This window comes from Proteus sp. MB838, from assembly GCF_054767435.1.
In genome coordinates this window covers 1-13152 of the sequence record NZ_BAABMO010000013.1, presented here as the reverse complement: position 1 = coordinate 13152, position 13152 = coordinate 1, and the positions used below count along the sequence as shown (strand labels likewise).

At 38.2% G+C, this 13152-nt stretch carries 11 protein-coding genes, 1 tRNA gene and 1 pseudogene; 6 read left to right on the top strand and 7 right to left on the bottom strand.

Annotated features, from left to right (window positions below):
- The first annotated feature begins 56 nt into the window (after nucleotides 1–56).
- Together dnaQ and ACYUCW_RS07660 are read left to right on the top strand one after the other, a co-directional pair.
- Nucleotides 57–815 carry a DNA polymerase III subunit epsilon gene (dnaQ, locus tag ACYUCW_RS07665; protein ID WP_004247299.1) on the top strand — a complete coding sequence of 253 codons (759 nt, stop codon included), beginning with the start codon at nucleotides 57–59 and terminating at the stop codon, nucleotides 813–815.
- Between the two features lie 122 nt (nucleotides 816–937).
- Nucleotides 938–1014, top strand: a tRNA-Asp gene (locus ACYUCW_RS07660).
- Between the two features lie 122 nt (nucleotides 1015–1136).
- Here ACYUCW_RS07660 and ACYUCW_RS07655 read toward each other — a convergent pair.
- From ACYUCW_RS07655 to ACYUCW_RS07630, 6 genes are all read right to left on the bottom strand, one after another.
- Nucleotides 1137–2393 (bottom strand): hypothetical protein, encoded by a 1257-nt coding sequence (locus ACYUCW_RS07655; protein ID WP_004247300.1) that lies wholly within the window; start codon nucleotides 2391–2393, stop codon nucleotides 1137–1139.
- A complete protein-coding gene (locus ACYUCW_RS07650; RefSeq protein ID WP_460408334.1) occupies nucleotides 2393–3670 on the bottom strand; it encodes a hypothetical protein in 1278 nt (425 codons plus the stop codon). The genes ACYUCW_RS07655 and ACYUCW_RS07650 overlap by 1 nt, the downstream gene beginning before the upstream one ends.
- 4 nt (nucleotides 3671–3674) lie before the next feature.
- Nucleotides 3675–4805 carry a TcfC E-set like domain-containing protein gene (locus ACYUCW_RS07645; protein WP_460408333.1) on the bottom strand — a complete coding sequence of 377 codons (1131 nt, stop codon included), beginning with the start codon at nucleotides 4803–4805 and terminating at the stop codon, nucleotides 3675–3677.
- Between the two features lie 151 nt (nucleotides 4806–4956).
- A complete protein-coding gene (locus tag ACYUCW_RS07640) occupies nucleotides 4957–5478 on the bottom strand; it encodes a CS1 type fimbrial major subunit (RefSeq protein ID WP_004247302.1) in 522 nt (173 codons plus the stop codon).
- 98 nt (nucleotides 5479–5576) lie between these two features.
- Entirely contained in the window at nucleotides 5577–6332 is a 756-nt protein-coding gene (locus ACYUCW_RS07635) for a hypothetical protein (protein ID WP_036972059.1), read from the bottom strand.
- 115 nt (nucleotides 6333–6447) lie between these two features.
- A complete protein-coding gene (locus ACYUCW_RS07630) occupies nucleotides 6448–6750 on the bottom strand; it encodes a helix-turn-helix domain-containing protein (protein WP_004244968.1) in 303 nt (100 codons plus the stop codon).
- A 734-nt stretch (nucleotides 6751–7484) separates the two neighbouring features.
- Between ACYUCW_RS07630 and ACYUCW_RS07625 the strand changes: the two are divergent.
- Nucleotides 7485–8435: pseudogene (locus ACYUCW_RS07625) on the top strand (FecCD family ABC transporter permease); the annotation flags it as partial.
- Nucleotides 8435–9229 (top strand): ABC transporter ATP-binding protein, encoded by a 795-nt coding sequence (locus ACYUCW_RS07620; RefSeq protein ID WP_460408332.1) that lies wholly within the window; start codon nucleotides 8435–8437, stop codon nucleotides 9227–9229. The pseudogene ACYUCW_RS07625 and the gene ACYUCW_RS07620, both read left to right, overlap by 1 nt.
- Before the next feature lie 70 nt (nucleotides 9230–9299).
- On the opposite strand, the gene ACYUCW_RS07615 is transcribed toward ACYUCW_RS07620, so the two are convergent.
- Entirely contained in the window at nucleotides 9300–10136 is an 837-nt protein-coding gene (locus ACYUCW_RS07615) for an HpcH/HpaI aldolase/citrate lyase family protein (RefSeq protein ID WP_004247306.1), read from the bottom strand.
- A gap of 213 nt (nucleotides 10137–10349) precedes the next feature.
- Between ACYUCW_RS07615 and ACYUCW_RS07610 the strand changes: the two genes are divergently transcribed.
- Entirely contained in the window at nucleotides 10350–12233 is a 1884-nt protein-coding gene (locus ACYUCW_RS07610; protein WP_036972051.1) for an IucA/IucC family protein, read from the top strand.
- 10 nt (nucleotides 12234–12243) lie between these two features.
- A partial coding sequence (locus ACYUCW_RS07605; protein WP_460408331.1) for a TonB-dependent receptor plug domain-containing protein occupies nucleotides 12244–13152 on the top strand: 909 nt, incomplete at its 3' end.

Genomic DNA, 13152 nt, shown 5'->3' with positions numbered 1-13152 from the left:
TTATCCTTTTTAAGTAATACGAAAAATTAACCCTAAGTCTGACATAAAAACGGATTATGAGCACTCCAATCACACGACAAATTGTACTAGATACCGAAACAACCGGTATGAACAAACTGGGCGTTCACTATGAAGGCCATAATATCATTGAAATTGGTGCCGTTGAGGTTATCAATCGTCGCTTAACTGGGCGAAATTTCCATGTTTATATAAAACCAGAAAGACTGGTTGATCCTGAAGCTTTTGAAGTTCACGGGATCAGTGACGAATTTTTAGAAGATTGTCCTTCATTTGCAGAAATAGCGGATGAGTTTTTAGCGTATATTCGTGGTGCAGAATTAATTATCCATAACGCCTCGTTTGATATCGGCTTTATGGATTATGAGTTTCAGAAGCTTAACCGTGATATTCCTCTCACAGAAACTTTTTGCCAAATAACCGATAGCCTTGCTATGGCAAGGGAGTTATTTCCTGGCAAACGCAATAATCTAGATGCGTTATGTGACAGATATTTAATTGATAACTCCAAACGAACACTGCACGGCGCATTATTAGATGCCGAGATCCTCGCTGATGTTTACTTAGCTATGACCGGTGGGCAAACCGCATTAGCTTTTTCAATGGAAGGTGAACCGAGCGAAGAGCAAAAAGGGGATGATATACAACGTATTGTACGACCAGTGCGTGGATTAAGAGTAATAAAAGCCTCTGCAGAAGAGTTAGTTGCGCACGAAGCTCGGTTAGATTTAGTGGTGAAAAAAGGAGGCCACTGTTTATGGCGTCCAGCTCCTGCTTCGAATGATGAAACTGCATAAAGGTAAAGTGATATAAATAGAGTGTTGAGATTAAAAACTATCCAAACGCATCTTTTTGTTAGAAAAATAGTTGACGACAAGGTAAGAGATTCGTAATATTCATCTCGTCCGAAAGGATACGCGGAGCGGTAGTTCAGTTGGTTAGAATACCTGCCTGTCACGCAGGGGGTCGCGGGTTCGAGTCCCGTCCGTTCCGCCAGAATATGACGCCATGCTATTGATTAGCATGGCGTTTTTTTTTAGGTTATGATGGAATACCATTATTGACTTACTTAGATTTGGATATTTCGTATTGATAATCTCACCATTTTTATGGTCATCCTAATATATTTGGGGGTCAAAAATAATAGTAACCGTTCCACGGTAAGTATCAGGTCTTGTTAAAAGCATTTTATCGACATCATGTTGCGCTACCAGAAAATCAATATTCCCCTTACGATTACTTCCAATATCTTTTGTTAAAAACGTATTATTTACTATATCCTTATGGATTGGCATTAGCGCACGTGTAACCGTGCTATTGGTTTTCTGATTAATAATATTATTTGGTAAGCTCAAATACGCTTTTACTGGAACCAGTTGACCATTATTGTCACTTTTTATGGCACAATTTTCACCGTGAACATATTGGCATTGTATATAAGTCGTAAATGCACCTGTTGAAGACAGTAAAAAATCACTTCGAGCAGTAAGCTGAGGTGTAATTTTCGTTATCATCCAACGTTCCCAGTTTTGCTTTCCTTGCTCTTCGGTACAAATTTTACCTGCGCTACAAGGTTGCAATGATAACGCACGACTTTCAGGCGTTGTAGTGACGATTAAATCATGATTAACAGAAAGAATGAGATTGATATCAACAACGCTGTCACTGGCTTGGTAATTATCGCCAAAATCAAAGTCGCCTCCTGGTCCTACAGTAAATGATAATTTCCCTTTATAGGTCCCTGATCCTACGGTTAATAAGTTATCTTTAGCCACTAATGAATAACCCATGCTCATGTCATAAAATCGGTGAGGTTCGGTTCTGTTTATGGTACTTATTTTATAACAGGGTGAAGTGTTGTTTGATGTTTTCCAAATAAATTGGATCCAGCTTCCTGAGCCTGACCCTCCTCCCCATGAAGGAGTATAAAAAGTACAGCCCCCTCCCCGAGGTGCGCTAAAATCTTTGCCTTCATCCCAACTAGATGAACTGCTATTTGTTGTAAGTTGTGAAGAATAACTAGTAACCCTAAATATAACGTCAAATGTTTCACCAGTATTCTGATTTCTTACTGTAAGTATTCTAGGGGTTTTAGGAAAATTAAAGTAAGCACCTTCACGAGGTTTATTTTTAGCAACAATAGGATATGAAATTGTTGTTGTTAACGGCAAATAAACACTGACATCATTAGCATCGCAATATTTTGGCCATCGAGAACAATATCCGCTTCTGGGGGTTGTATTTGTAAAAATACCATCACTATTACTGTTATTTATTGCGGGGGTGAATTTTGCGGTTAAATTAATCGTTGCACTATTAACAACCGCACTCATTGCGAGCATAACAGTGCCAAGAATGTAATGATAATAGCGCATTACATATCTCCTATTGGTGAACAATGAATAACTGGGAAAAACTGTACGTCTTTTCCTGGTGATAGGGCATCAGGTAATTGACACGATAACGCCGATGATTGACTATTGCCTAAGACCGTTAATTTTTGGTTATTAATACCTGAATCTAATGTCAAAACGCCTTCTGCATTAATAATCCCACTGCTGATATCACTAGTAACCTGACGATGCTTTAATATTTGACCAAAGTTATCTTGTAGCATTGCCACCAGCACTGTTGTTTTGACGGCTTTTAATTTTAAATATTTCACACTACCCCGGTTCATATTTATCGATTCATACTCAGGAAAAACTTTGCCGTTATTTGTACCCATGCTGTAAAAATGAATAGGCTCATTTTTCCAGATATCAGTAGGAATGATATTTCGTCCCTGAAATAATTTTGTTTCTTTGATACTGTCTGAGGCGACAATTTGCATATCGGGATCATCTGACTCTAAGTCAACGATAAATGCCGATTCCATCCCTAAACTGCGTTCGCCACTACTCACCGCAAAATTTCCTTCACCCAACACCAGTGTTTGACTTATGTTGATCCCCGTTGTTGTGCTTTTGTCTTGCACGTAATGCTGGACATATGCATCACCACTAAGTGTTCGACTTTCCAAGGCGCCGTTACCGCTAATGAGTGTATTTTCACTACTTTGTGATATTCCTGCACCTAACCAACGAACAGCCCCTTCATCTTGGGGTTGCCATTGGTAATTTAGGCTAGAATAACTATTGCTATCGTTAATACCTGCATCTACTGATAAAGTATGTTTTGCACTCGGCATTACTGACAGGCTGACGCCTAGTGCCACACCCTGCTCCCGATTTTTTTGATTAAACCCAGGGCGGTCATACGCACTTAACCGAAAATTAACATCTCGATTAGCCAAAATCGCTTTTGTTGTCAATGCGGTATCAATCTCAACTCCTTCTCTTGATGGGTTTTTCATATATTGTCCATTCAATGTCAGTGAACTAGACCAAGGTAATTGGGTGAATAGTGAAGCTCCCCAAGTATTTCCTACTTGTTGAGACGACTCTGTTAAACGATAGTTTTGATTGGAAGTTCGACGCCAAAATACATTCATTGAATTCCCCGGTGAAAGTGTTCGGTAATAGCGTAAATCCACGCCTGAATTTTTTCGGGTATCTTCATTAGTCAGGGTGTATTGAGCAAAAAAACTATCATCAGAAGATAATGTTATATTTGATCTTGCACTGAGTTGATAGTTATCAGCCGATATCAAGAGGCTACTTCCTAAAATGACACGGGGGGGTGAATAAGTAATCTATGGCTCCGCCACCAATAAATGCGCTATCATTTTCAGTTGTATTCTTACTACTAAGAACTAAATCCTTTTTTTGTCCTCCCCATAAATTCAAACGCCATTTTTGATTAGGGTTTTGCCACCCTAGCGGTTTGTATACTTGAGCCGTTTGAGTATCCACAACTTTACCATTTTCAAGGGTATTAATTGTTATGTTATAAATACCACTAGGTAAACGCCGTGTGTCAATGGCTTGCATGCCAGGTTGCAGTTGTTGTGAATAGATGAGCCGATTATCTAGCCATACTTCTGCGATCCCTTGATTGGCGGCCGTGATATAAATAGGGGAGGCACTGACACTTTCGTTATTTATCAATAATGCATTTGATGTTCCCCACATCACTCCGGCGACAGAGCCTGTATTAAATCCGTTGGTTTCGACATTTCCTTTATCCGTATCTGGAGAAAAAATGCCCAAGCGGATAAAGCTACCGGCTAATTCTTTTTGGGTGTATAGCGCATAAATATTGGTTTCTTGTGATTGGTTGGCCTGACTAGAGCCATAGGACTGTAGTGATATATTTTGCGTCCAGCCGAAAAGAGATGAAATTACGGATGAACTAAAATTCCAGGTCTTTGCTGAATGCACTGAAACGGCTGACAAATTATTGTGCATAATGACACCATTTGGCAAAGCGCTAGGCAAATAGATATAATCACTTTTCACTTGTTCAGTTTCATAGTGCGAAGTAAATAATTTTAATGAAGAATTATCTAGTCGATATTCAGCAGAGACGAGTCCTGCGGGGCAGGAAGCATCACAAGCACCTAATGAGATGCCTTTTTGTAAAATCTCAGCCCATTCATTTTTAACTTGCGGTTTAATATCAGGTTCTTCATCTAAAATTCTCAAGAGATTAATTTGTCCATTTTCATGAAGTGAAAAGACAGCTTCAAAAAGGGGAGAATCATTAAGATACACTTGAGAAACAATTTCTGAGTTATAAAAATATTGCTTAAATTCACTCGGTATTTTTATTGTATTATTTGCCAGGAATACACTTGATCCTAAGGCTATTTCTGGTATTAACATTAATGCAAATAATACTTTCATATCACATATACTCACTAAATCACTGTATACTTATGTAACAAAAGCGTTCCGATGCTTAATAAGCACAAAAATATTCTTATCAGAACGAAATGTGGTTAGCCTAGGTAGCAAGAAGGAAGGCTCTAAAGAGCCCCCTTAGTTGAATAATTTATTAGCTTTCAGGCTCAACTGGAGTCTCAACTACAGGCTCAAAAACCATGGCTACTTGGCCTGTAAAAGAGCCTGTTACTGTTAGAGGGGTATCTGTTTGTTGTGTAATACGAAGGTTGGTACGACCGCCTGTTTTGGCATCATCAGCATTAACTACAGTGCTAGGCGTTTTACTGAGTGTTACGCCGTTAAAAATGACTGCTAATGGAATGGTATCATTACCATTTGATAAGATTGCGGTACCCTTTGAGTCAGTATTTGTTAAAGTTGCTTGAATACCCCCAGAGGTGTTTTTATATTGAAATTGCTTGGTGAAATCTTGTAATTTACGGGTGCCTAAATCGAAAGCCATTTCTTGTGTTTGGTTTATCCAACCACTCTCAACAGGGATAACCTGAAAAGATTCTGTAGGAATAGTTGCCGTTAAATCGATAGCATAGCGTTGTTCATCTGCTGCGTGAGCTACCATTGAACCTAAGGCGCCACAAGATAGAAATATAATGGATAATGATCTTTTTAACATTTAGAAATACCTCATATATTATGATTGATAAAAAATAAAACAAATAAACTCTATTTATTTGCGATTACTGAAATTTAAATTAGTTGTTTAGATTAATATTAATAATTAAACGTGTTAGATTTATCACCTTCGATTAATACAAAGTTAATTTTATTATTTATTTTTTTTTGTAGAACAAATTCTCTTCCTGGTAAGATAATTTCTCGCGCTTTATTCTCACAGTGTGACTTTATATTTTCACAATAACGGATATTATCCAATATAATGGTGGCGTTTCCTTTATTTTTTATTGAAATTTGTTTATTTGTGTCATCAATAACGGTATTAAATAAGGGATTTTTAGCTTGCATCACAACCACACTGCCGTAGCCAGTTAACACATTAACTCCCACATCCAATGCATTTTTTTTGTATTGTGTTATTTCATCTTTGCTCATTCCAAAACCATCATTTTCTTCAGGAAGAACGGGAGTAAAACGAATTCTAAAATAACGTTCTTTTTCTCTATCCCCTGGCCATAGTATGCGGACTGACTGAAAACTTGATGGTGGAATAATTAATCTCAATGGGGAGACAATCAGCCGTTCTTGCGTTAATGAACCTTCTTTAATTTCTTTTTGTGCTGATTCACGCTGATTCATTTTTGGATCAGCATCAATTTCCAATATCTCAACACGAACAAACGCAGTAGATGTTCCTGTGTTATATACGCGCTTGGTGAGGCTTTGGGTTTCTGGTGTAAAAACATCATACATACTACCAATGCCAATAGAAGGTGAAGCATAGACTGATGTTGTTATACTTATTAATGATAATACAGAATAAATTAAAATAAAGTTAAGACGTTTAAGCATATATAATCCAATCTTTATGTAATTAAATAATAATTCAAAATAATATAAATAGTAAATTTAAATCATATTAAGACTTAAATTAATTCCAGTAAAATAGATTGATGTTAAATGCAGTCTAGTTTATTAGTGTTAATTCAGTATTGAATTGTTGTTGACGCTGGTATTCAGTTAAAATTTCACCGGGATCTTCATAAAATACCTCAGCAACTAAATCAAATATTGTCTTATCCAATTCATTTAATAAATATAAAATAATTTCGATTGTAAAATTTGTTTGTCCTCGTTCTAATCGAGAAATATGTTGTTGGGAAAGATTTAATTTTTTTCCTAGGCTTTTCCCTGAGATACCTAGTAGTGTCCTATGTCTTCTAATAAATGAACCAACACGAACATTTATGTTTACTGTATTATATTTCATTAACACCTTTCACCTGTTTTTTTGAAATAAAATAAAGGGTATACCTAAATTATTAGGATAAGCATCTGGGTTGTTGGAAGGAAAGGGTAGGGTAAATTAGCCAGCAGTGGAAATAGTTTAAAACGATCTGTTTTGTCTTTTTTGATAGCTTTTAACTATCATTGTGTGTTTTATTGATCGTTTATATCAATATTTTTTTGCCTTTTAATATCTTACTTTATGATTTTAAAATAGTTTTTTATAGCATATAAAGATACACAAAGAAATTATAACTCTAGTTATTATATTGTAATTGAAATATTAATTCATATGATGCAATGGTATGTGACACATTACTCATTTTAGTTGTTTTTTTGGGCTAGTCATTAGCTATAGGATCATCATGGGTAATTGAGCTTTAGTGATGAATAAAGTATCTGTTGAAATGTTTAAGTTTTATTTGCTATTAAATAAGAGCAATTCATATCAACTGGTAGCTTTATTTTACCTATTACATCTTGTTATTGAGAATAGTAACTATTATCGTTATAGTTTTAATTCGCATTAGCTTGCTATAATATCTCTTATATCTAGCGTGGGGTAACTAACAGGCTAACATTCAATGAGCGAAAATAGAGCGTCTAAACAACACTCAAGTAAAACAACAAAAGCAAGGGTAGTGAAGGAATATCAGCGACAGATACTTCGTCGTTTCTTTTACTTAATGATATTAGGGGGGCGTGTTATGTAGCGTTTTGATCCTTGATTTTACTTTAGGGCCTTCAGGATTATCGCTGACTGAACTGTGGAATACACTAATATCGCCAGAAACTGCCGATGCTGGCACTCGGGTTATTGTGTGGGATATCAGGCTACCTTACTCCCTTATGGCGGTTGTCGTTGGAATGTCACTCGGGTTAGCGGGTGCTGAAATGCAAACTATACTCAATAACCCGCTGGCAAGTCCCTTTACGCTTGGCGTCTCTTCTGCCGCTGCTTTTGGTGCTGCTTTAGCGATTGTTTTAGGGGTTGGTATTCCGGGGGTTCCTGCTCAGTGGTTTATTTCAGTTAATGCGTTTATTTTCGCATTACTGGCAACGTTGTTACTGGACTTTATCTCACGTTGGATGCGAGTTTCTACCTCTGGAATTATTCTCTTTGGCATAGCGTTAGTGTTTACTTTTAATGCTGCTGTTTCCATTATGCAATTTATCGCTAATGAAGATACGCTTCAGGGATTAGTGTTCTGGACAATGGGTAGCCTTAATCGGGCATCGTGGGATAAGTTATACATTTTATTGGTTGTATTAGTGATTATCTTCCCCTTGTCATTGATGAATGCTTGGAAACTGACGGCACTTCGTCTAGGGGAAGATCGTGCGATGAGCTTTGGGATCAACGTCAGACGCTTACGCCTAACAACATTACTTCGTATTAGCATCATTTCTGCCTTGGCGGTGGCATTTGTTGGCCCAATAGGTTTTATTGGATTAGTCGCACCTCATATTGCTCGGATGACGGTTGGCGAAGATCATCGTTTTTATTTGCCCGCAAGTGCCCTTATTGGTGCATTGGTATTATCGATAGCTTCTTTAGTCTCCAAAAACCTTTTATCTGGTGTGATTATTCCGGTGGGAATTGTGACTTCTCTTGTGGGTATCCCTTTCTTTGTTAGTATCATTTTGCGTCATCGCGGGAGAATATAATGAATACGGGATTGAATGCTGGGTTGCGTATTGAAAAGCTTTCTACGGGATATGCGAAGCGAGAAATAATTAAAGAATTAACGGTCTCACTGCTTCCACGAGGGAAAATTACTGTTCTTTTGGGGCCTAATGGCAGTGGTAAATCGACGTTGTTAAGGGCGCTTGCTGGGCTTAATAGCGCACAAGGAAAGCTTTTTCTTGGTGATGATGAATTACTCTCCCTCTCTTTTTCTAAACGAGCAGAGCAGGTAGTTTATTTGCCACAAACTCTACCTGCGGGTGTTTATTTGAGTGTCTTGGAGTCAATTCTGGTTGCAAGACGAGCTTTAGGTGAACATCGTTCTCATTCAGCGAATGGTGAAGTTATAGATCTATTAGAACAACTGGGAATTTCACATTTAGCTATGCGATATCTTGACGAATTATCCGGTGGGCAAAAACAATTGGTGGGGCTTGCTCAATCACTAATTCGACGACCAAGTTTATTATTGCTAGATGAACCACTTAGCGCACTCGATCTTAATTATCAGTTTCATGTGATGGAATTAATCGCGAGAGAAACCAAGAAACGTAATATGATTACTGTGGTTGTTGTTCACGATATTAATATTGCATTACGCCATGGAGAGCATGTATTAATGCTTAAAAATGGGGAGTTAGTTGCCAATGGTTTACCAACTGAGGTGATCACACCAGAAATACTCGCCGATGTTTATCGCGTTAGCGCCCGTATTGAACGATGCTCTAGAGGCCATCCCCAGGTATTAATTGATGGGAGGATAAATGATATATAGCATTTTTAAACCACTCAAATAATTGTATTTGATATGATGACTATACTTATTTGGGTGGTCTTTGATAGATTCAATTTGGTTTATATTTACCATTGATAATACGCGTGGCTTGTTTTATTAAAGGTAAATCAATCATCTCCCCATTAATCTGAAAAGCATAACTGGCTGTTGATTGCTTAACCACTTCTTGCGCCCATTTAATTTTTTCCTCAGTAGGTTTAAATGCCTTATTAACAGTATCTATTTGATCTGGATGAATACAGAGTTTAGCGCCAAATCCAAGAGCGCGAGCATGGTTGGCATCCATTAATAATGTATTAGGTGTGCAAAATTCAGGGGTGACACAGTCAATAGGGGAGATAAGGTTGGCAATGCGTGAAGCGATAACGATTCGGCTTCTTGCGTATAGCAACGCTTCTGCTGTTTGTTGGCAATCAATATCTAGTGAGTAATCTAATGAGCCGAATGCTAATCTCGTTACACCACTATTGGCAATCTCTTCACAATGGTGCACTCCACGCGCTGTTTCTATAATGCCTATAAATGGTCGCTTTGATATAGCCAGATGAAGTTTTGATTTTATATAGGAAAGTATTTCCGCATCTTCCAGTTTTGGGATCATTACTCCTGTCATTAGCGTTTCATTTAATGAATTTAATAGATCAACATCGTTTTTAAATTCTTTCTCTTTAGGATGATTTATTCTGATATATATACTGGTGTTAATGATGGTGTTATTTATTGTCGTTAGCCAATTTTGAATGTTGTCACGTCCGAGCGGTTTTTCATCAGGATGAACCGCATCTTCAAGATCAAGAATGATCGCATTTGCACCATAAGTTAACGCTTTGGAAATCATAACTTTTTTATTAGCAGGGACAAACAGATAGCTAATCTCTTCGTTCATATTTACCTACCTTAGTAATAAATATAATGTATCTTCCATAAAAACGAATAATTATGAGAATGAGATTGATTATTATTTACACCATCATTTTCTGATGGTAGCTTACTCATCAACCTTTTTCAAGACGCTCGAAAAAGTAAAAAAAGGTTAAGTAACCCCCCAAGATAGATAAATTTAAATTAATTGTTTAAGCCTTATTTCTTTGGGAGAAAAATGATGGAGACGGTAGAGAAAAAGAGTATTGCAGGGCAACAAACTGCTATACAAACAGATTTTTCAACACGTAATGCCCTTGCTCGTATCATTCGCTGTCTTTTTGCAGAAAAATTATTGGATGATAATAAACTGCAAGTTTTTAATGATGAAAATAACGTTAAGTACCCGCTTTCTGATGGGATACATATCCTTCAATTTAATCAAACGACCGTTTTTCCTGCAAATACCGTTATTAATCGCGGTGATATTATCCTTAAATCAATGGATGGTCACCACCGAATGGTGCAATCCCATGAAGAACTTATGGGGATACTGAAAAACGAGCTTAGTTTCACCCCTACAACGGAGGGAATAACAAAATTCAATAAAGATGTAGCAAACAGTATCCATAATGATCGATTAGCTAGAGCACATCGGTCAAAGTGGCGGGATACGATTTCTAATGAGATGGCACAAGAGGGAACATCTTGTTTTATTGAATGGATAACACGTCATTACAGTCGGCGTGATGGTGCAACTTTTCTCGATCAGTGGGGCGCTCTTGAAGGTCATTCTTATTACCCAACTTGGAAATCTAGACCCGGTTTAAGCGATGATGATATTGTCGCACTATCAGCTGAATTTGGTGCACGAGTTAATCTGCGCATCGCAGCCATACAAACCGATATGGTTTATTGTGAGAAGATGCCCCATATTCAGGATATCCATCAATGGTTTTCATCGGCTTTTCCAACCGTTTGGAATAAATGGTGTGAGTGGCTTACAAGCCAACACCAAAACCCACAAAAATGGTTACCTATTCCTCTGCATCCTTGGCATCTTGAACACTGGATCATTGCGCATTTCTCAAAAGAAATAGATGAAGGCATTCTTCTACCATTAGGCCCTCAACTTGAGACTGCGGCATCCATGTCGTTTAGAACCATGCTTCCTACCGCATCTAAATCACCCTTTATCAAATTACCTGTTGCTATCTGGATGACTAGCGAAATGCGCAGCCTTCAAGCCAAATCTATTCATATGGGGCCACGTATTAGTACGATTATTGAGGATATTTTGCGGGTGGATAAGGATTTTGATGGCAAGCTGGACTTTTTCCGAGAAGAAGTGGCGTGGCATTTTCATCATAACGTGCGTATGGATGACGCTGAAGGTAAGTTTCTCTCGGTCGTATTTCGTGATACGCAAGCATGGGAAAGAAACGATAATTTAATCGCTATCACAGTTGCATCATTATTTACTGAGCTCCCACATAAACCCCAACCCCTTATTAGCGAGCTGATCGCATTATCAGGCGACTTACCTGAAACATGGTTTCGTAATTATACCAAAGTCATACTGAAACCGGTTTTAGCGATGTATTTAATTTATGGCATTGCCCTTGAGGCACACCAACAAAATACGCAAGTTTTGTTTGATGATTCCGGTCGTGCGGTCACTATGCTTATTCGTGATTTTGGTGATGGACGCAGTTGGGCTCCAGCACTGCGCCAGCAAGGTTATGAGCTTCAACCTTATATCTGGCCCGGCATTTTACCCACGGTGTTTGAAGATGATATTGAACCTGTCAGAACCTTCGTTGTAGATGCTTGTCTTGTCAGCCATTTACATGAAATTGCGCTTTGTTTAACTCAACTTTATGACATCCCTGATACCCGCATATGGACTGTGATCGGCGAAGAGCTTGAACTTGTGTTTAAAGCACTTCAACCCAGAGTAGAGGCGGATTTTTGGCACAAAGAGCGTGAACATTTTCTCCACCACCCTTGGTATACCCGCTCATTAATGAGCATGCATTTACAGCAATATACTGATTACCGTCTTCAGCATGGACTTAACAATCCGTTAGCTGGTGAACAAGTAGATAACTCTAAGATCTGAGAGAATAATAATGATCACAAACAAACATTTTTTAGCATTGACTATTGCAGCAAGTTTAATTCCTGATTTCGTCAGCGCGGAAGAGAGAATTATTGTTAACGCAGAGCGCGTTAACCCCCAAACTAAAGGTAGGTTATCACAACAAGCCAACATAGGTTTATTGGGAAATAAAGATATCCAAGATATTCCATTTAGTATTAAAGGATATACCTCGAAATATATTGAGCAACGACAGGCTAAAACTCTTGGCGATGTAATAAAAGATGATCCATCCGTTCAAGTGACATCTCCGTCAGGTGGTATTCTTGATTCCTTTATGATCCGAGGATTCCCTATCGGGGAAGGTAATATTGGTGAAGTTGCCCTCAATGGTGTTTATGGTGTAGCGCCAAATTATCAGTTATTACCTCAATATTTAGAGCGAATAGAATTACTAAAAGGGCCTGGTGCGGGGCTTTATGGTATCTCCCCCAATGGCGGCGTTGGCGGTGTTGTTAACGCTGTGACGAAAAGACCTACTCGTCAGGGAACTAAACAGATTACCACCACTTGGGGATCTGATAATCAACTTGGTGCCTATATAGATGTAGGTAAATTGTGGGTAACCCCAGACGGTGAAATGTGGGGCGTCCGATTTAATGGTGGTGGTAGTGGTGGAGATTTGGCGCTTGATAATACTCATAAAAAAACGGCATTAGGTGCACTCGCTCTTGACTATGGAAAAGATGGATTCACTGTTTCAGTTGATTTATTCGATCAATATCAATATGTCAAATCACCTAATCGTCCTTTTATTGTCTTAGCGGGTATCGATGTTCCTAAGGCCCCTAATGGTCGACGGAATATTGCCCAAAAAGGGATGTGGTGGAACACCCGCGATCAGGGCGTATTACTGCACAGTTCATACGAGCTTAACGAT

Excerpts from the sequence above, each read along its gene's own strand:
- dnaQ (WP_004247299.1), top strand. The coding sequence starts at position 57 with ATGAGCACTCCAATCACACGACAAATTGTACTAGATACCGAAACAACC.
- ACYUCW_RS07655 (WP_004247300.1), bottom strand. The coding sequence starts at position 2,393 with ATGCGCTATTATCATTACATTCTTGGCACTGTTATGCTCGCAATGAGT.
- ACYUCW_RS07645 (WP_460408333.1), bottom strand. The coding sequence starts at position 4,805 with ATGAAAGTATTATTTGCATTAATGTTAATACCAGAAATAGCCTTAGGA.
- ACYUCW_RS07640 (WP_004247302.1), bottom strand. The coding sequence starts at position 5,478 with ATGTTAAAAAGATCATTATCCATTATATTTCTATCTTGTGGCGCCTTA.
- ACYUCW_RS07635 (WP_036972059.1), bottom strand. The coding sequence starts at position 6,332 with ATGCTTAAACGTCTTAACTTTATTTTAATTTATTCTGTATTATCATTA.
- ACYUCW_RS07630 (WP_004244968.1), bottom strand. The coding sequence starts at position 6,750 with ATGAAATATAATACAGTAAACATAAATGTTCGTGTTGGTTCATTTATT.
- ACYUCW_RS07620 (WP_460408332.1), top strand. The coding sequence starts at position 8,435 with ATGAATACGGGATTGAATGCTGGGTTGCGTATTGAAAAGCTTTCTACG.
- ACYUCW_RS07615 (WP_004247306.1), bottom strand. The coding sequence starts at position 10,136 with ATGAACGAAGAGATTAGCTATCTGTTTGTCCCTGCTAATAAAAAAGTT.
- ACYUCW_RS07610 (WP_036972051.1), top strand. The coding sequence starts at position 10,350 with ATGATGGAGACGGTAGAGAAAAAGAGTATTGCAGGGCAACAAACTGCT.